We start from the raw sequence: 16,967 nt of genomic DNA, 5'->3' as shown, positions 1-16,967 counted from the left end.
ACTCAACCTCGTAAATTCGTTAACCGCGGGTAGATCAAACAGGGTCCCAACAGAACACGTCAGCGCTGACCTGCAACGGGGTGAAGGAGCCAGACAGAGCCGGCATGCCATGTTCGGCAATGGCTTGGGCAGTCCAGCCGTCGCCCTGCTGTACCGAACGAACCGGGCGGTTCTGACCCATAAGGAAGATTTCATTGCGGCGTACAGTGAATATCTGACCGTTGACGTCCTTGGCCTGGTCCGACAGCAGATACACTGCCAGTGCCGCGTTCTTTTCCGGGGTCATTTGCTTCAGACGCTCGACGCGTGCCTTCTCCTCCGGTGTCACATCCGGGATGGCACTGGTCATGCGACTCCACGCAAAAGGCGCCAGGCAGTTCGAGCGTACGTTGAAGCGCTGCATGTCCAGAGCAATGGACTTGCTCAAGGCAACCATGCCCAGCTTGGCCGCCGAGTAGTTGGCCTGACCGACGTTGCCGATCAGCGCCGAGGTGCTGACCATGTGCACGAAGGCGCCACTGTTCTGGGCGCGGAAGCGCTCGGCGGCCGCACGGCTGACGAAGAAACTGCCGTTCAGGTGCACTTGGATCACGGACTGCCAGTCCTCGACGCTCATCTTGTGGAAGATGACGTCACGGATGATCCCGGCGTTGTTCACCACACCATCGATACGGCCAAAGCTGTCCATGGCGCAGGTGATGATGTTCTGGGCACCGTTCCAGTCGGCGACGCTGTCGGTGTTGATTACCGCGCGACCGCCAAGGGCTTCGATCAACTTCTGCGTTTCCTGGGCCGGGGTGGACGAGCCGCCCTCGCCCCCCAGCGAAACACCCACGTCGTTGATCACCACTGAGGCACCGGCGCGCGCCATCTCCACTGCCAAGGCCCGGCCGATACCACCGCCGGCACCGGTGACCACTACTACTTTGTTGTCGAGCATGTCGTTCTCTCCGTCGTTCGGTTACAGGCCGAGCATCGCCTTGGCCAGGATGTTGCGCTGGATCTCCGAGCTGCCGCCGTAAATGGTCGCGGGGCGCGCCTGGAGGAACAGACCGGTAGGGTTAAGGTTGCCGTTGCCCTCGATCGGGTCCAGGTAAGCCGCGTACTCCCCGGCGATCTCCAACATGTAATCGGTGATGCGCTGGAACAGCTCGGTCTGATGCACCTTGAGCAGCGATACGTCGGCACCCAAGCTCTCACCGCGACGCAGGCGCTCGGCGAAGGTCTCGAACAACAGCTTGTGGTCGTCCAGATCCAGACGCAGTCGGGTCAGGTTGTCGCGAAAACCTGTGTCATCGCACAGGCCCAGGTGCTTGCCCAACACCGCGAGGCGTGTCAGCGCATTCGCCGACTGTTTGGGAGAGCCGAGGAAGATCCGTTCAAAGCCCAGTAGCGCCTTGGCCATGGTCCAGCCGGCGTTCATCTCACCAACCAGGTTGGCTTTCGGCACGCGCACGTCGTCAAAGAACACTTCGCACAGCTCATCGTGTAAATCGAGGTTGAGGATCGGCCGTACAGTCACGCCGGGACTGTCCATTGGCACCAGAAGGAAGCTGATGCCCTCCTGTTTCTTGGCGGCCTTGTCAGTGCGTACCAGGAGGAAAATCCAGTCGGCATCAGTGGCCAGCGTGGTCCAGATTTTTTGGCCGTTAACCACCCACTCGTCGCCGTCCAGCACTGCCTCGGTACGCAAGCTGGCGAGGTCGGACCCTGCGTTAGGCTCGCTGTAACCCTGGCACCAGATGTGCTCGCCCGAAAGAATGCGCGGCAGGAAGTATTGCTGCTGCTCGGGCGAACCGTAACGGATCAGCAGTGGGCCGAGCAGCATCATTCCGTGATCAGGGGTACGGGCCACTCCGTAATTTTCGAACTCCTCGGTGTACACCAGTTGTTTGGCCGCCGACAGGCCCATGCCGCCAAATTCACGGGGCCAACCCGGGCATAACCAACCGTGCTGGGAAAGGGTCATATACCAGCCTTTCACTTCTTCCCAATGCAGGCGCTTGGGCAGGTCGCGCAGTTCTTCAGGGAAATACGCCTGCAGGAACTCACGGACCGCCTGGCGGAACTGGTCGTCGCTCAGGGCATTGAAATCGGGTAATTGCAGTTTGTCGCTCATAGTGGTGTCCTCAAGCGCTGGTCAGGCGTGGCATGCAGGCGTCGTAGCGGCGCCGGTGCTGGTCGGAAGAGCCGTAGAGGTTGGCAAGGGTCATGGCCTTGCGCAGGTAGAGGCCGACATCGCACTCGTCGGTGTAACCAATGGCCCCATGCAACTGGACGCACTGGCGGGTCACCAGCAAAGCAGCATCAGCGGCGCGGGCTTTGGCGCGGGAAACCGCTGCACGACGCTGGGTGGCGGGCGCGCCGACGTCGCAACAGGCGGCCGCTGCTTCCACGCTGGCGCGCCAGAGGGCGAGTTGCAGTTTGAGGTCCACTGCCCTGTGTTGAAGGGCCTGAAAGTTGCCAATGGTCTGCCCGAACTGTTTGCGGGTACGCAGGTAGTCCAGCGTCAGGACGAAGGCCTGTTCGGCGACGCCCAACAGGTAGGCGGCAGTACCCAGCGCGGCTTCGTCGAAGGCGTCGACCAAAGACTGGGTCTGCAGTGGCAGTGCTTCGGCGGGGACATTGTCCAGATGCAGGTTGCCGAAGTGTCCACCGTCTTGGGTGGTGACGATGTCCAGATTCAGGCCAAGCGCGTTGGCTTCCACCAGCGCCAGGCCCTCTGGTGTGCTGACCAGAAAACCGTCGGCCGCGGCGGCCATGGGGATGCTCAGCTTGCGCCCGCTTACCTTGCCTTTGCTCAGGTGGGCCCAGCCCTGCGTGGTGTACAGGCTGCCGATTTCCTCCTGAAGGGCCGGTAGCAACAGGCGTTCACCGGCCAATTGCGCAGCCAGTTGCTCACCGTCAAGCAGACGCGCGGCGAGCACTCCCGGGACGAAGGGTTCGGGCAGCAGCGCGGCGCCGAACACTTCCAGCAAGGCACAGAACTCGGCCATACCCAGACCGGCACCGCCTTTCGCCTCTGGGATCGACAGACCCAGCCAGCCGTTGCCGGCCATCTCTTGCCAGACAGTGTCATCGAACCCAGGCACTTTGTAGCGCAGGCCGCGCACCCGGGCCAGCTCGCCAGCGGGAGCAAAAGCCGCTGCGCTGTCGCGAATCATGCGGATGTTTTCCAAACGTTCATCAACCGAATGCATTTCGATCTCCTGATAGCCTGTAGTGAATTCAGTCATGAGTGGAAGTCGCGGCGAACGTCACCAGGCCGTTGCTCACCACCACGGCGTCACGCTCCAGAACACGTGCTCGGAACGAACCGTCGCGCCAGATCTCACTTCGAATGGTTTCGCCCGGCAGCACCGGAGCAGAGAAACGCAACTCCATGCTGCGCAGGCGTGAAGCGTCGTAGTCACCAAGGGTTTTGAGCAGTGCGTGGCAGACGGTGCCGAAGGTACATAGGCCATGCAGGATTGGCCGACTGAAGCCTGCAGCCATGGCGACAGAGGGGTCCGCGTGCAACGGATTGTCGTCACCGTTGATGCGGTAATAGAGGGCTTGTTCAGGGCGGGTGGGCATATCGACGCAGAAGTCGGGCTCACTGCCTGGCACCTGATGACTGCTCCGTAGAGGCGTGCTGTCGCCACCAAAACCGCCGCCGCCACGTAGAAATATGGTGTTCAGCGTGCTCGCCAGTAGCAGCCCATCCTCGGCATTGCGCACCTCCTTGCGGGTGTAGAGCAAGGCGCCCTGCCCCGGTCCTTTGTCTACCACTCCAATGATTTTCGTCTCACCGATGATCTGACCTTCAACAGGGAGCGCGCCATGCACGGTGATCTCCTGCTCACCATGCACAACACATTTGGGGTCGACGCCCGATCGCGGATCGGCCAACCAGAAGCCCGGATGGCCCAGTACCAAGGCCATTGAAGGCATGGCTCGCAAATTGCGGCGGAAGTCGACGTAATCCAGTTGCCGCTCATCCAATGGATCGTGACCCACCCCAACAGACAGCGCGTAAAACGCCGTCTGGTTCCGGGTCAGTGTCTGACGGACTGCCGGGATCGGGTAATCAAGCAGCTTTTCAATCTCGATGGGCATCGCGCCATCCCCTTGTTCTTGTCGCTGTTCATGACTTGAGGGGATGTTTCAGTAAGAGAACTTTCAATTCAATTTACGAATTCGAAAGTGCCTCCTCGGTGAAATCGCATTGCAATCTGAGGATATTCAGGGTGCCGAAACCTCGTAACTGATAAGGCATCGGTTTAGTTGTTGTTCGCTGGATCGGAAGTGCCACTTTGACTTTCGTAAATTGAATTCCTGCTTTGCCTATCGAATCATTCTGTTCAATGAGCCGAGCCAGAGCATGCACTGGCGGGTATCAAATCGTCACAGAGAGGTCGAGAAGTGGAACGTGAATCAATGGAGTTCGATGTTGTCATCGTGGGCGCCGGTCCCGCCGGTTTGTCTGCAGCTTGCCGGCTGAAACAGAAGGCTCTGGAGTCTGGCCAGGAGATCAGTGTCTGCGTTGTCGAGAAAGGCTCCGAGGTGGGGGCCCATATTCTCTCCGGAGCCATTTTCGAACCACGCGCATTAACCGAGCTCTTCCCTGATTGGCAGGCGCTTGGCGCACCGCTGATCACGCAAGTGAAACGTGACGATATCTACTTTCTTCGCGACGCCGAACGAGCAAACAAAGTCCCTGGCTTCTTCGTTCCCCGCCCGATGCACAACGAAGGAAACTACATCATTTCCCTCGGCAACCTGTGCCGCTGGCTCGCTCAGCAGGCCGAAGCTCTCGGTGTCGAGATCTATCCCGGCTTCGCTGCCCAGGAAGCACTGATCGATGAGAATGGCAGCGTCTGCGGCATCGTCACCGGCGACCTGGGCGTGGACCGCGACGGGCAACCCAAGCCGGGCTACTACACCCCTGGGATGGAACTGCGCGGCAAGTACACCCTTTTTGCAGAAGGCTGCCGCGGGCATCTCGGTAAACAATTAATCAAGCACTTCGACCTTGACGCTGCTGCCGATGCCCAGCACTACGGACTAGGCATCAAGGAAATCTGGGATATCGATCCGGCGCGGCACGAACAGGGTTTGGTCGTGCACACTGCTGGCTGGCCGCTGGACGACGAGAATCCCGGCGGCTCGTTCCTCTACCACCTGGAGAACAACCAGGTGGTCGTCGGCCTGATCGTAGATCTGTCCTACAGCAACCCTCACCTATCGCCGTTCGACGAATTCCAGCGCTATAAGCATCACCCGGTCATTAGCCAGTACCTGGAGGGGGGAAAACGTGTCAGCTATGGCGCCCGTGCGATCTGCAAAGGGGGCCTGAACTCGCTGCCGAAGATGGTCTTCGCTGGCGGCGCGCTGATTGGCTGCGACTTGGGCACCTTGAACTTCGCCAAAATCAAAGGCAGTCACACCGCGATGAAGTCCGGCATGCTCGCCGCAGAGGCCATCGCGCAAGCACTACATGATGGGCGTTGCGGAGGGGATGAACTGCACGAGTATGTCGAAGGCTTCAAGGCCAGCTGGCTCTACGAAGAACTGCAACGCAGCCGCAATTTCGGTGCCGCCCTCCACAAGTTTGGAGCAGTTGCCGGGGGAGCATTCAACTTCATCGACCAGAACCTATTTGCCGGCAAGCTCCCATTCACACTTCGAGACACCCGCCCGGACCACAGTTGCCTCAAACCCGCCAGTGAAGCTCCGAGGATCGAGTACCCAAAGCCTGACGGCAAGCTCAGCTTCGACAAGTTGTCATCGGTATTTCTCTCCAGTACCAACCATGAGGAGGACCAGCCCGTTCACCTCAAACTGTCCGATCCGAATCTGCCAATCACCCATAACCTGTCGATCTACGACGAGCCCGCGCAGCGCTACTGCCCTGCCGGGGTATATGAAATCGTTCCAGCCAATGACGAAGGCAAGCAACTGCAAATCAATGCGCAGAACTGTCTGCACTGCAAGACCTGCGACATCAAGGATCCCGCTCAGAACATTACATGGATCGCCCCGGAAGGCACCGGCGGTCCCAACTATCCCAATATGTAACCTACGCATCACAGGAAGCAAAATATGAAAACGTTCGCAGCCATCATCACAACTTTGGCACTGGCCGGTTGTTCCCAAGGTTTCCTGGAGTCGCACTCCACCGGTTTTACCGAGAAGAGTAAAAAAAGTGCACAGGATTACGTGCAGTGCCTGGAGCCGAAATGGCAAGCCCCTGCCACCTCCATTTCGAAGATCAAGACACGTACGGGTTACTCACTGGAAATTTCCTCGACGCACATCGGGCCTATTGCCCTGGCAGTTGTGACTGAAGAAAACCCGGGGATCAATGTTGACGTCTTTCTACCTACTGCACAGGGCAGAGCCGAACGCTGGGAAGATGCTGCCCGGGCTTGCCTTTAAAACCTGACACGTTGCCCTGCGTCGCGAAGCACGTTGATGGATCACCTCCCTGGGTTGCCGAGCGCCTCGTCAACCCATTGCTGGCCCACCATGACAGACTCTGTAAATACCCATGAATACCTATGCCCCCGTTCAGCCTGGCCCAGCTGAAACCAAATCGACCAGTTGGCGCTCCTTTTTGTTTCCATTGGCAATCGCGCTGTCAGTTGGATTGGACTACTTCGATAACTCGGCTTTTTCGTTTTTCATCGGTGAGATCGCGGGTGGTATTGGCGCACCGCCTGACGAGTTGATCTGGTCATCCAGCGCCTACGCCGTGGCCAGTGTGCTGGGCATCCTGCAACATCAATGGTGGGTGGAGCGTCTTGGCAACCGCAACTACATCGGACTGTGCTTGCTGTTATGCGCTGCTGGTTCGCTTGCCTGCACCTTGAGTGATTCGCCTCTAGAACTGGCCATGGCTCGCGCGCTTCAGGGCTATGTGATGGGACCAATGCTCGGTGCTTGCCGCATCCTTCTGCAACTCGGCTTCGCACCGGTAAGACGTGCCGGCGCAGTACGGATCTTCCTGTTGATGATTTTGCTCTGCAGTGCACTGGCACCCTTGGCCGGTGGTTACCTGGTAGCGGCGTTCGGTTGGCGGGCAATTTTTTTCTGCACGATGTTCGCGGGACTATTGGTCGCCGTATTGGTACTACTGGTAGTCCCTGCCAGCGGCCGGGTGCCGGCTCATGAACGCGAGCAACCACCGCTGTGGCCTTACGTGGGTGCTGCTCTGGCGCTGGCAGCTCTGCAAATTGTGCTGCAACAACTGCGTTATACGCCATTCAGCGAATCGCCGGGGTTAGAGGCGCTAACACTGGCCGGGCTGCTGATGTTGGGAGGTTTCATCTGGCACCAATGGCGTCACCCGCATCCGCTTCTACGCCTGCAAGGCCTTAAGGAGGCAACCTTCCGCACCGGTCTGATTCTCTATGCACTGTATTACTTCATCAGTAACGCACTGGGTTACCTGGTCTCACGACTGCTCCAGGTGGGGCTCGACTATCCGGTGCAGAATGCCGGCCAATTAGTGGGTATGACCTCGCTGGCATCCTTAGGCGCAGCGGTCATCTATTTCCGGTATTCGGGTCGTCTGGCCCGCAAGAAATGGTTGTTCGTACCCGGTTTTCTGCTGGCCGCCGGCATCAGTGGCTGGCTAGCCAGTATGCCCCCCGACGTGAGCATGAGCTGGTTGCTGCTGCCATTGACGCTGCGTGGCCTGCTGCTCTTGTTCGTTGCGCTGCCGGTCGCCAATCTCGCGTATCAATCCTTCACCACCGACCTTTACCCGCACAGTTACCGGATCAAAAACATCGTCAAGCAGGTAGCCTATTCACTGTCGACCGCAACAATAATTGTCGTTGAACAGCACCGACTCGTGTTCCACCAGACAGTCCTTGCAGCCAACGTTTCACCCGGCAACCCGGCATTACGCGAGTTTCTTGCCCCTCTCACCCAGCACTTCGTACAGGCGGGTTATTCCGTTTCGGCTGCCAATGCGCTGGCCATGGCGGAAGTGGAAACGTTAATTACGCATCAGGCTAATTTTATGGGTTTTCTGGATGGGTTCATGCTGCTGGCAGCGTTGTCGGTCGGTGCCGCGCTGTTTGCATTGTGGCAGCGCCGTATCCATTGATTCCTCTGCGGATTTGCGACGCAAGTGGTGCAGTTCGCGAGTGATTGATTGACTGTTTTTGGTAGTCGAAATTGGGCCTTGTCATGTTCTCGCGGCTTGTGTGGGTTCAGCGGTCACCGTATCCCGGACATCACCTTTCGATCTTCATCGATTTCAGGGGGCGTCACACCTGAGAGCCAAGAGTTTTGTGCTCCGCCGAAGTAGAAAAACATGTGTTGCGCTAAATCGTGCATGCAGTTGAACGGCACGCCAAGCGAAGTCGTGACCTTGAACCGCCGCGATGTCGATCAGCTAAGCTTGGATATGGAATTGCAACAGATGGCGGGCAACAGCCTTCCTGCGAGCTCAATCCGTAATTGACCCTGCCTGGCAGCCCGTCTGGCAAACCGGTAGTAGCGGATACATGTGAGGAACGTAGCAACAAGAACCCGGTGCCCCTGCCTCGTGGGTGAGTGAACATGAACATTCGATGCAGTGCCCTGCAGTGTTTGTTTCTCTGTCTACTGCAGTGTGTCATCAACGCCTCGTTCGCTGCGACGCTACTCGACCTGCCTGCTGTCGAACTGGCCCCAGCCGAAGAAGTCGACCTCGGCACCAGCCACGCCCACCCGCTGTACAGAGGTGCCAACGGCACCCTGGACCTCAACCTGGAGGTGACAGCCTCACCCTTCTACAGCTCGTTCGACTACGCAGGTGCCGATGAAACGTCGGTGAAATGGATAGAAAGCTACTTCCGCGGCGGCTTGAGCGGCACCATGCGGGGATTGGGGGGGACCGTCTACGGTGGTGTCGGCATCATCTCCTCCAAGCTGTTTGGCGATGGCGACGCCGCCGGCACCTCCACCGGCCACGAATACCGCACCGACTTTGACAGCGCCTATGCCGGTTGGAAGAACAACTGGCTGGACCTCTCCGCCGGGCGCCAAAAATACTTGATGGGCGACGCCTTCCTGATTGCCGGAGACCAGTTTAACTTCGGTGAGCGCATCGGCAACGGCTTCAACCGCGGCGGGCTGTACTATCTCGCCGGCAGGGCGTCCTTCGCCAACACCGGCATCGTCAGGGTGCTTCCGTTGAAGGGCCTTTCGGTGGAAGGCTTTCACCTTGAGTCCAACAACAACGGTCAGGGTTCGCCGCATCTCGATGGGGTCAATAGTGAATACAGCCCGGCCCCTGGAAACACCCTGGGCGCAGCCTGGTTCCAGGTGAACAACGTCGACACCGAGCGCGCCGGAGGGCTGTTCGCCCTGCGCAAGGACCTGGACGTCTACAACCTGCGCGGTACGACCAACCTGGGCCTCACCCCGCTCTCCATTGCCGGCGGATATGCCGCCGAGCGTTCAAGCGATGTGGACGCCTACGCCTGGTACGCCAGCATCGACTACCAGTTTGCCGATGTACCGCTGGCGCCGCAGATCGGCTACCGCTACTCGCGCTTTTCCGGTGACGATCCCAGCACAAGCAAATCCGAAACCTTCGACCCACTGTTCTATGGTTCTACACTGGGCAATCCGGCATGGGTCCAGGGTGAGGTGGCGGGCAATTTCGCTGGCCCGTTCAACAGCAACGCCCGGGTGAGCCGGATTTCGCTGCAAACCATCATCAATGACAAGCTGGCCATCAGCGCCATGGCTTACCGCTTTGACAGCGAACGGGATTCGGAGCATCTGGCCGACGAACTGGACCTGTACTTCCAGACCGCCCCGACGCCGAATTTGCTGTTCATCCCGATCATCGGCCTGTGGAAACCCCGTCAGGGCGCTGAAGCGGTATATGGCGTCACCGACACACAAACTTTCGTGGCGTTTGTCACTTCCTTCACTTACTAATACTGGGGGGCCGCGATGCGACCACCCTTCGACAATAATTCTCGGCGGATGGGTCCATCACCGGCCTGGCAACCTTACCCAAGTGATGCCACAGATGCGCAGACCTCTCGGCTGCCTCCATTTCGCTGGAAGCGACATTGCGGTGATCGGTGCCGGTGGTATCGAGGGGCCCATCGAGACTGGCGCCAAGGCCGCCTGTGAGATTGCTCGCGCATTGGCTGGAGCTGGCCATTGACCGCACCTGTTGTCGATGGCTTTGGGCACATGCATGACAGGACTTCCTGGAGCAATTCCCGCCACGCGTATGCCATCGCGCGCCAACCTTAAAGCGCACCGGGCATGCCCGTTGTGCGAGAAGATTGCCAGCAGCCAGCACCATGGTGACTCTGCGGCGTACAGGCAGACCTGCATGGATCGGCTCTAGATTTGCCTCATGAGGTTTTGGAGAGTGCCGACGAAACCAGTGAATCCCTCAAGCCTTAATTGAATCATTATTTGATCAAATGGATGCCATGTGCTCACATTTCCTTCACAATAGCCGCACAACATGCCGTGTGGAATATTTTGATGCACCTTCCGATCACCGACGAGCGTCTACTCAAAGCGTTGGCCGATGCGATTGTCGTCCACCCCCGCGCCACATTGAAGGAACTGGCCGAGGCAGCAGGCGTTAGCAAGGCTACTCTGCACCGATTCTGTGGAACCCGTGACAATCTGGTGAGCATGCTGGAAAACTACGGGGAACAGATCCTCAATCAAGTCCTGGGTAATGCAGATCTAAACAGTTCCGACCCGGTAACGGCCCTCCGTCGTCTCATCATCGAGCACCTCAAGCATCGAGAGATGATGATCTTCTTGCTCTTCCAGTACCGTCCAGACTCCTTCGACGATAGCGAGGCAAACCGCCCGTGGCGGGCGTATGCGGACGTCCTGGATACCTTCTTTCTGCGCGGTCAACAGGCCGGAGCTTTCCGCATCGACATCAGCGCTGCAGTATTCACTGAAATGTTCTTGAGTATGGTGTACGGCATCGTTGACGCCGAACGCCGCGGGCGGGCGGCCAGCGCTACGTCCGTACAGACACTTGAACTACTCTTCCTCGAGGGCGCTTGCGCACCCGCTCGCTAAGCTGCCTTCGCGAGTCAAAAAAGGCCCCGGGGCACGACTCCCCGGGACCAAGCGACTGGTTCTACCAACCAGGGGAGGAAGCTTCACCCCTTGTCCGACCACCCGCCGCCGAGTGCGCGGAACAGGTCGACCAGGGCCAGTTGGCGCTGGGTGCTGGCCTCGATGAAGGCCGCTTCGTTCACGTAACTGCTGCGCTGCGCATCTAGGTAGCGCAGGTGATTGTCCACCCCACCCTCGTAACGTGCCTTGGCCAGCGCCAAGGTCGCTCGGCTGGTATCGGCCAGGGCGCGACGCGCGGCCTCCTCGCGACGCAGGGTGTCTGTGGCGGCCAGGGCATCGGCCACTTCGCGGAAGGCGGTCTGGATCGTCCCTTCATAAGCGGCCACCGCCGAATCCTTGCGTGCCTCGGCCAGGCTCAGCCCGGCACGGTTGCGCCCAGCATCGAATAACGGCAGCGACAGCTGCGGCATGAAGCTCCAGCTACGCGAGCCACCATCGAACAGCCCGGACATCTGCGCACTGGAAGTACCAAAGGTACCGGTCAGGCTGATGCGCGGGAAAAACGCCGCCCGCGCCGCGCCGATATCGGCATTGCGTGCCCGCAGTTGGTGCTCGGCGGCGAGGATGTCCGGTCGGCGCTCGATCAGTGCCGACGGCGCGCCCGGCGCGATGTCATGCAGCACCATTGGCTCATCCGGACGCTCACCGGGAATCGCCTTCGCCGCATCGGCACTGCCCAGCAACAGCACGAGTGCATTGTAGGCCTGGCGCTGCTGGCGCACGGTCGACTCGAGTTCCGCCCGGGACTGTTCGACCAGCCCCAGCGCCTCCTGGTGATCCAGCGCTGTGGCCGTGCCGGCGGAATGGCGCTGGCCGACCAGGGCCAGCGAATCCTCGCGGCTGGCCAGGGTCTGGCGGGTTAGCGCCAGACGCCGTTCGGCGCCGTCCAGGGTCAGATAGGCCTGGCTCACCTCGGCGATCAGGGCGATGCGCGCGGCACGGCCAACCTCCTCGGTGGACAAGTACTGCTCCAGGGCCGCATCGCTCAGGCTCTTGACCCGACCGAACAGGTCCACTTCATACTCAGGCAGTGACAGCCCCACCTGATAGGCACTGCTGACGCCAGCGCGGCCATCGTTCGACAGGTCCGAGGGCACATTCTGACGGTTGCCGGAGGCCCCGGCATTCACGCCCGGTACCTGGTCGGCGCGCTGGATCCGGTACTGCGCACGGGCCTGATCGATGTCGAGCAGGGTCTGGCGCAGGGAACGGTTGTTGTCCAGCGCGGTGCCGACCAGATGGCGCAGCGTTGGGTCGACGATGAACGCCTGCCAACCCAACTGTTCCACCGGCCGGCCCTGGTGACCGGCGGCATTGCCCCACTCGGCAGCCACCGGCGCCTCGGGACGCTGATAGGTCGGCGTCAGGGAGCAGCCGGCCAGAGTGAAAACCAGGACGAACGCAAGCACACGATTAGCCATGATCATCACTTCGCTACCTCGACAGACTGTTGCACAGGGGCAGGCTTACGCTTGAACAGCGTCAGCACCCAGACAAAACAGATCGGCACGAACACCACGCCCAGCAAGGTGGCACTGAGCATGCCGCCGATCACGCCGGTACCGATGGCGCGCTGGCTTGCCGCACCGGCGCCGGAGGCGATGGCCAGCGGCACCACGCCGAGGATGAAGGCCATGGAGGTCATCACTATCGGGCGGAAACGCAGGCGAGCGGCTTCGATGGCGGCGTCACGCAGACTGTAACCCTTCTCCCACAGCTCCTTGGCGAACTCGACGATCAGGATGGCGTTCTTCGCGGCCAGGCCAATGATGGTGATCAAACCAACCTTGAAGTACACGTCGTTGGGCATGCCGGTGAGCATCACCGCCCACACTGCGCCCAGGGCACCGATCGGCACGATCAGCATGACCGTCAGCGGAATCGCCCAGCTCTCGTATAGCGCCACCAGCAGCAGGAATACCACCAGGATGGCCAGGGCGAACAGGCCGGCGGCCTGGCCACTGGAAACCTTTTCCTGGTACGAAAGGCCAGTCCAGGCATAGCCGATACCCGGCGGCAGCTCGCTGACCAGACGTTCCATTTCAGCCATTGCCTGGCCGGTACTGTGCCCCGGCGAAGCGTCGCCGGCGATGCGGATCGACGGGTAGCCGTTATAGCGCACCAACTGCACCGGGCCTTCTTCCCACTGGGTGGTGAGAAAGGCGCTGAACGGCACCTGCTCGCCGTTGGCGTTTGGTGCATAGAGGCGCAGTACGCTTTCCGGAGTCATGCGTTCGCCCTGTTCGGCCTGCACCACCACGCGCTGCTGGCGCCCGGCATTGGTAAAGTCGTTGATCACCGCCGAACCGAAGGCAGTGGCCAGGGTGCTGTTGATAGCCTCGAAGCTCACGCCCAGCGCGCGAGCCTTCTCACGGTCGATCTGCACGCGCAGCTGCGGCGCCTCGGCCAGACCTTCCATCATCGTGTAGAGAATCACCGGGTTGCCGTTTGCACGGGTCAGCAGTTGGTCGCGGGCCGCCAGGAGCGCTTCGCGCCCGAGACCGCCACGGTCCATCAGGCGCAGGGCGAAACCGCCGGAGTTGCCCAGACCGTCGATCGGCGGTGGCATGACCGCGGTGATGGTGCCGTCGCCATTGGCCGCGAACTGCGCATTGATCGCTGCGGTTTCCGCGTCCGCCGACTGCTCCTTGCCACGCTGCGACCAGTCCTTATAGGTCGGGAACGCCAGCGCGGCGTTGTCACCCTGGCCCGAGAAACTGAAACCGCTGACGATGAATGAGTTCGCCACCGCGTCACGGGACATCAGAAACTTCTCCAAAGCTACTGCGGTGTGATCGGTGCGTGGCCGGCTGGCACCCGGCGGCAGCTGCACGTCGACGACGCTGTAGCCAAGGTCCTCGGCCGGCACGAAGGCCTCCGGCAGACGCAGGTAGGAATAGCCGAGCACCACCAGGATGCCGACATAGGCCAGCATCCAGCGGCCGGCACAGGCCACCAACTCACTGTTGAGCAGCGAATAGCGCTCGGTCACACGGGCGAAGCTACGGTTGAAGGCGCCGAAAAAGCCGCCCTTCTCGTGGTGACCATGGGGTACTGGCTTGAGCAATGTGGCGCACAGCGCCGGGGTGAAGGTCAGCGCCAGGAAACCGGAGAACAGGATCGACACCGCCAGCGACACGGAGAACTGCTGGTAGATCACCCCCACCGAACCGGACATGAACGCCAACGGCAGGAACACCGCGGCCAGCACCAGGGTGATGCCGATGATCGCCCCGGACACCTGCCCCATCGCCTTGATGGTCGCGTCCACCGGCGACAGGCCTTCCTCGGCCATCAACCGTTCGACGTTCTCAACCACCACGATGGCATCGTCCACCAGAATGCCGATGGCCAGCACCATGCCGAACATGGTCATCATGTTCACCGAGAAGCCGAGCAACTTCATCATCATCAGCGTACCGAGCAGACAAACCGGTACCACGATCGAAGGGATCAGGGTGTAACGGACGTTCTGCAAGAACAGGAACATCACCAGGAACACCAGGACCATGGCTTCGACCAGAGTGTGGATCACCTTCTCGATGGCCACGTCGACGAAGCGCGACGTATCGTACGGCACCGAATATTCGACGCCATCCGGGAAGAACTGTGACAACTCGGCCAGACGCTCCTTGACCAGCGTTGCGGTCTGGATGGCGTTGGCGCCCGGCGCCAGCTGTACCGCGCCAGCCACGGCCGGCTGACCGTTCAGGCGCGCGGACAGGTTGTAGTTCTCGCTACCGATGGCCATGCGCGCGACGTCGCCCAAGCGCACGCTGGAACCGTCCGGATTGGCGCGCAGGACTATGCCGGCGAAGGCCTCGGGGGTGTCGAGAGTGCCCTGCACTGCCAAGGTCGCAGTCAGTTCCTGCTCGCTGGCACCCGGTGTGCCGCCAAAGCTGCCCGCCGGTACCTGGACGTTCTGGCCACGAATCGCATTGTTGATGTCGTCGATGGACAGGCCAAAACCCACCAGTTTCTGCGGATCGACCCAGACTCGCATGGCCGCTTCCGAGGCGAAGAACTGCAGCTTGCCCACACCGGGCACGCGCAGCAGTTCGTTGTTGATGTTGCGCGCGGCGTAGTCAGCCAGGGCCGTGGTATCGCCAGGATCTCCGGCCTTGCTGGTCAGGGCGTAGATCAGCAGGAAGCCGGAACTGGCCTGCTCCACCTTGAGCCCCTGGGTCAGCACAGGCTGAGGCATACGTGCCTCGGCTTGTTTCAATCGGTTCTGTACGTCGACCTGGGCCATGTCCGGATCAGTACCCGGCTCGAAGGTCACTATCACCTCGGCCACGCCGTTGGAGTTGTTGGTGGACTCGTAGTACAGCAGCCCCCTGGCTCCGTTGAGCGACTCCTCGATGATGCTGGTCACCGACTCCACCATAACCTTGGCCGAAGCACCCGGGTAGGAAGCAGTGATGGAAATCTGCGGTGGCGCTACGTTGGGGTACTGAGCCACGGGCAGGGATGGAATCACCAGCAAACCTGCCAGGGAAATGAACAACGCCACAACCCAGGCGAAATTCGGGCGTTGGATGAAAAATCTAGACATCTCGCTTGCCTCGCATCAGTCAGCGGCAGCTGCTTGTTTCAGGGTTGGTGTCACCGGCATACCTGCGGCCAGCCCTGCTGGTGTGCCAACGATGACCTGATCACCCGGCTTGAGCCCCTCTTTGATTTGCCAGCGAGCGCCCTGCATCACTCCGGTTTGTACGATGCGTGCTTCGGCGATGCCATGCGCGGCCACCAAGACCCGCGCCTGACCATCACTGCCGCGCTGAACGGCGCGCTGGGGAACAAAAATGGCTTGGTTATCGGTACCTTGAGGCGTGCGCACGCGCACATACATTCCCGGCAGGAGAGTGCCGTCGGCGTTGTCGAAACGGCCGCGCAGAATGACTTGGCCGGTGCCACGATCCACAGTGACGTCGGTGAACATGAGTTCGCCCGAGCGCTGGATATCCGTACCCTCCACTTGCGCCGTCAAACGCCCGCTGTCGGCCGCTAGCGTGCCATCCATCACTGCTTGTCGCAGGCGCAGAGCGTCGGCGGCGGACTGCGTGAAGTCAACGTAGATCGGGTCAAGCTGCTGGATGCGTGCCATCAGCGTCGCGTCACCCTGCCCTACCAACGCGCCTTCGGTAGCCAAGGCACGGCCAATGCGCCCGGAGATCGGCGCGGTAACCGTGGCGTAGCCCAGGTTCAGGCGTGCGGCCTGCACATCGGCCTGACCAGAACGTACGGCCGCCTGGGCGCTGTTCAACTCGGCGGTGGCGCTGTCGAAGTCCTGTTGGCTGACCGCCTCGATCTTGACCAGCGGCTCATAGCGCTTCACCCGCGCCAGGGCTTCCTGCTGCACAGCCTGGGTACGGGCCAGGTCGGCCTCAGCACGGGCCAGGGCCGTCTTGAACGGCGCCGGATCAATCTGGAAGAGCACATCGCCAGCTTTGACGTCAGCCCCCTCCTCGAATCGTTTATGCAAAACGATACCTGGCACCCGTGCCCGCACCTCAGCGACGCGCATCGGCTCGACCCGGCCCGGCAGTTCAGCGGCCAATGTCACCTGCTCGGAGACTAACGTCACGACCTCTACCGGGTAACTGGCATTGGCTGCACTGTCCTGCTCCGCGGCGGGGCTGCAACCTGCCAAGGCAATCGCTGCCGCCAGTACGCCCACTCTTATCGAACCTGTCTTGCCCATCACACACCCAAGCCTTGATTAAAAACGACCCGAATGCTACGTTTCAAATCTAAATGAGTCAATAATGACTCATTAAGCTCACATAATACTCCTGATGGACTCCATGATCTCAGGCGCTGATTTCACAAGACCACTTCTGCCAGACAAG

12 protein-coding genes are annotated in these 16,967 nt (G+C 60.4%); 5 read left to right on the top strand and 7 right to left on the bottom strand.

All coding sequences use genetic code 11. The features are described 5' to 3' along the window. Positions 1 to 34: 34 nt before the first annotated feature. The 4 genes from ACQKP2_RS07925 to ACQKP2_RS07910 are packed head-to-tail and all read right to left on the bottom strand — an operon-like array spanning position 35 to position 4,098. Complete coding sequence (locus ACQKP2_RS07925; protein WP_427575707.1) at positions 35 to 940, bottom strand: SDR family oxidoreductase; 906 nt, start codon at positions 938 to 940, stop codon at positions 35 to 37. Between the two features lie 21 nt (positions 941 to 961). Beyond that, positions 962 to 2,119 carry an acyl-CoA dehydrogenase family protein gene (locus ACQKP2_RS07920; RefSeq protein WP_427575706.1) on the bottom strand — a complete coding sequence of 386 codons (1,158 nt, stop codon included), beginning with the start codon at positions 2,117 to 2,119 and terminating at the stop codon, positions 962 to 964. Positions 2,120 to 2,129: 10 nt separating this feature from the next. After that, positions 2,130 to 3,200 carry an acyl-CoA dehydrogenase family protein gene (locus tag ACQKP2_RS07915; protein ID WP_427575705.1) on the bottom strand — a complete coding sequence of 357 codons (1,071 nt, stop codon included), beginning with the start codon at positions 3,198 to 3,200 and terminating at the stop codon, positions 2,130 to 2,132. Positions 3,201 to 3,228: 28 nt separating this feature from the next. Further along, on the bottom strand, positions 3,229 to 4,098 hold the full coding sequence (locus ACQKP2_RS07910) for a MaoC/PaaZ C-terminal domain-containing protein (protein WP_427575704.1): 870 nt from the start codon (positions 4,096 to 4,098) through the stop codon (positions 3,229 to 3,231). Positions 4,099 to 4,404: 306 nt separating this feature from the next. On the opposite strand from ACQKP2_RS07910, the gene ACQKP2_RS07905 reads away from it, so the two are divergent. The 5 genes from ACQKP2_RS07905 (at position 4,405) to ACQKP2_RS07885 (ending at position 11,055) form a co-directional block, all read left to right on the top strand. After that, on the top strand, positions 4,405 to 6,060 hold the full coding sequence (locus ACQKP2_RS07905; protein WP_427575703.1) for an electron transfer flavoprotein-ubiquinone oxidoreductase: 1,656 nt from the start codon (positions 4,405 to 4,407) through the stop codon (positions 6,058 to 6,060). 24 nt (positions 6,061 to 6,084) lie between these two features. Then, positions 6,085 to 6,420 carry a hypothetical protein gene (locus ACQKP2_RS07900; RefSeq protein ID WP_427575702.1) on the top strand — a complete coding sequence of 112 codons (336 nt, stop codon included), beginning with the start codon at positions 6,085 to 6,087 and terminating at the stop codon, positions 6,418 to 6,420. Positions 6,421 to 6,532: 112 nt separating this feature from the next. Further along, positions 6,533 to 8,098: an MFS transporter gene (locus tag ACQKP2_RS07895; RefSeq protein WP_427575701.1), complete on the top strand. Its 1,566-nt coding sequence runs from the start codon at positions 6,533 to 6,535 to the stop codon at positions 8,096 to 8,098. A 458-nt stretch (positions 8,099 to 8,556) separates the two neighbouring features. Beyond that, the gene (locus ACQKP2_RS07890) at positions 8,557 to 9,927 is read left to right on the top strand and encodes an alginate export family protein (RefSeq protein ID WP_427575700.1); all 1,371 of its coding nucleotides are present in this window, start codon (positions 8,557 to 8,559) and stop codon (positions 9,925 to 9,927) included. A gap of 567 nt (positions 9,928 to 10,494) precedes the next feature. After that, positions 10,495 to 11,055: a TetR/AcrR family transcriptional regulator gene (locus ACQKP2_RS07885; RefSeq protein ID WP_427575699.1), complete on the top strand. Its 561-nt coding sequence runs from the start codon at positions 10,495 to 10,497 to the stop codon at positions 11,053 to 11,055. An 83-nt stretch (positions 11,056 to 11,138) separates the two neighbouring features. On the opposite strand, the gene ACQKP2_RS07880 is transcribed toward ACQKP2_RS07885, so the two are convergent. From ACQKP2_RS07880 to ACQKP2_RS07870, 3 genes are read right to left on the bottom strand one after another with little or no spacing between them, the layout of a single operon-like run. Then, positions 11,139 to 12,542, bottom strand: coding sequence for an efflux transporter outer membrane subunit (locus ACQKP2_RS07880; protein WP_427575698.1), 1,404 nt, complete (start codon positions 12,540 to 12,542; stop codon positions 11,139 to 11,141). Next, on the bottom strand, positions 12,542 to 15,670 hold the full coding sequence (locus ACQKP2_RS07875) for a multidrug efflux RND transporter permease subunit (protein ID WP_427575697.1): 3,129 nt from the start codon (positions 15,668 to 15,670) through the stop codon (positions 12,542 to 12,544). Before ACQKP2_RS07875 ends, ACQKP2_RS07880 begins: the two co-directional genes overlap by 1 nt. A 15-nt stretch (positions 15,671 to 15,685) precedes the next feature. Beyond that, on the bottom strand, positions 15,686 to 16,819 hold the full coding sequence (locus ACQKP2_RS07870; RefSeq protein ID WP_427575696.1) for a MexC family multidrug efflux RND transporter periplasmic adaptor subunit: 1,134 nt from the start codon (positions 16,817 to 16,819) through the stop codon (positions 15,686 to 15,688). Positions 16,820 to 16,967: the final 148 nt, after the last annotated feature.

Origin of the sequence: Pseudomonas sp. NPDC089569, assembly GCF_050280625.1 — a bacterium.
In the GTDB taxonomy this organism is placed as follows: domain Bacteria; phylum Pseudomonadota; class Gammaproteobacteria; order Pseudomonadales; family Pseudomonadaceae; genus Aquipseudomonas.
The sequence above is the reverse complement of the archived record's forward strand: the minus strand, read 5'-3'. Positions and strand labels throughout refer to the sequence as shown.

Bases quoted from the DNA above. Each gene is read 5' to 3' on its own strand.
- ACQKP2_RS07925 (WP_427575707.1), bottom strand. From the start codon at position 940: ATGCTCGACAACAAAGTAGTAGTGGTCACCGGTGCCGGCGGTGGTATC.
- ACQKP2_RS07920 (WP_427575706.1), bottom strand. From the start codon at position 2,119: ATGAGCGACAAACTGCAATTACCCGATTTCAATGCCCTGAGCGACGAC.
- ACQKP2_RS07915 (WP_427575705.1), bottom strand. From the start codon at position 3,200: ATGCATTCGGTTGATGAACGTTTGGAAAACATCCGCATGATTCGCGAC.
- ACQKP2_RS07910 (WP_427575704.1), bottom strand. From the start codon at position 4,098: ATGCCCATCGAGATTGAAAAGCTGCTTGATTACCCGATCCCGGCAGTC.
- ACQKP2_RS07900 (WP_427575702.1), top strand. From the start codon at position 6,085: ATGAAAACGTTCGCAGCCATCATCACAACTTTGGCACTGGCCGGTTGT.
- ACQKP2_RS07895 (WP_427575701.1), top strand. From the start codon at position 6,533: ATGAATACCTATGCCCCCGTTCAGCCTGGCCCAGCTGAAACCAAATCG.
- ACQKP2_RS07890 (WP_427575700.1), top strand. From the start codon at position 8,557: ATGAACATTCGATGCAGTGCCCTGCAGTGTTTGTTTCTCTGTCTACTG.
- ACQKP2_RS07885 (WP_427575699.1), top strand. From the start codon at position 10,495: ATGCACCTTCCGATCACCGACGAGCGTCTACTCAAAGCGTTGGCCGAT.
- ACQKP2_RS07880 (WP_427575698.1), bottom strand. From the start codon at position 12,542: ATGATCATGGCTAATCGTGTGCTTGCGTTCGTCCTGGTTTTCACTCTG.
- ACQKP2_RS07875 (WP_427575697.1), bottom strand. From the start codon at position 15,670: ATGTCTAGATTTTTCATCCAACGCCCGAATTTCGCCTGGGTTGTGGCG.
- ACQKP2_RS07870 (WP_427575696.1), bottom strand. From the start codon at position 16,819: ATGGGCAAGACAGGTTCGATAAGAGTGGGCGTACTGGCGGCAGCGATT.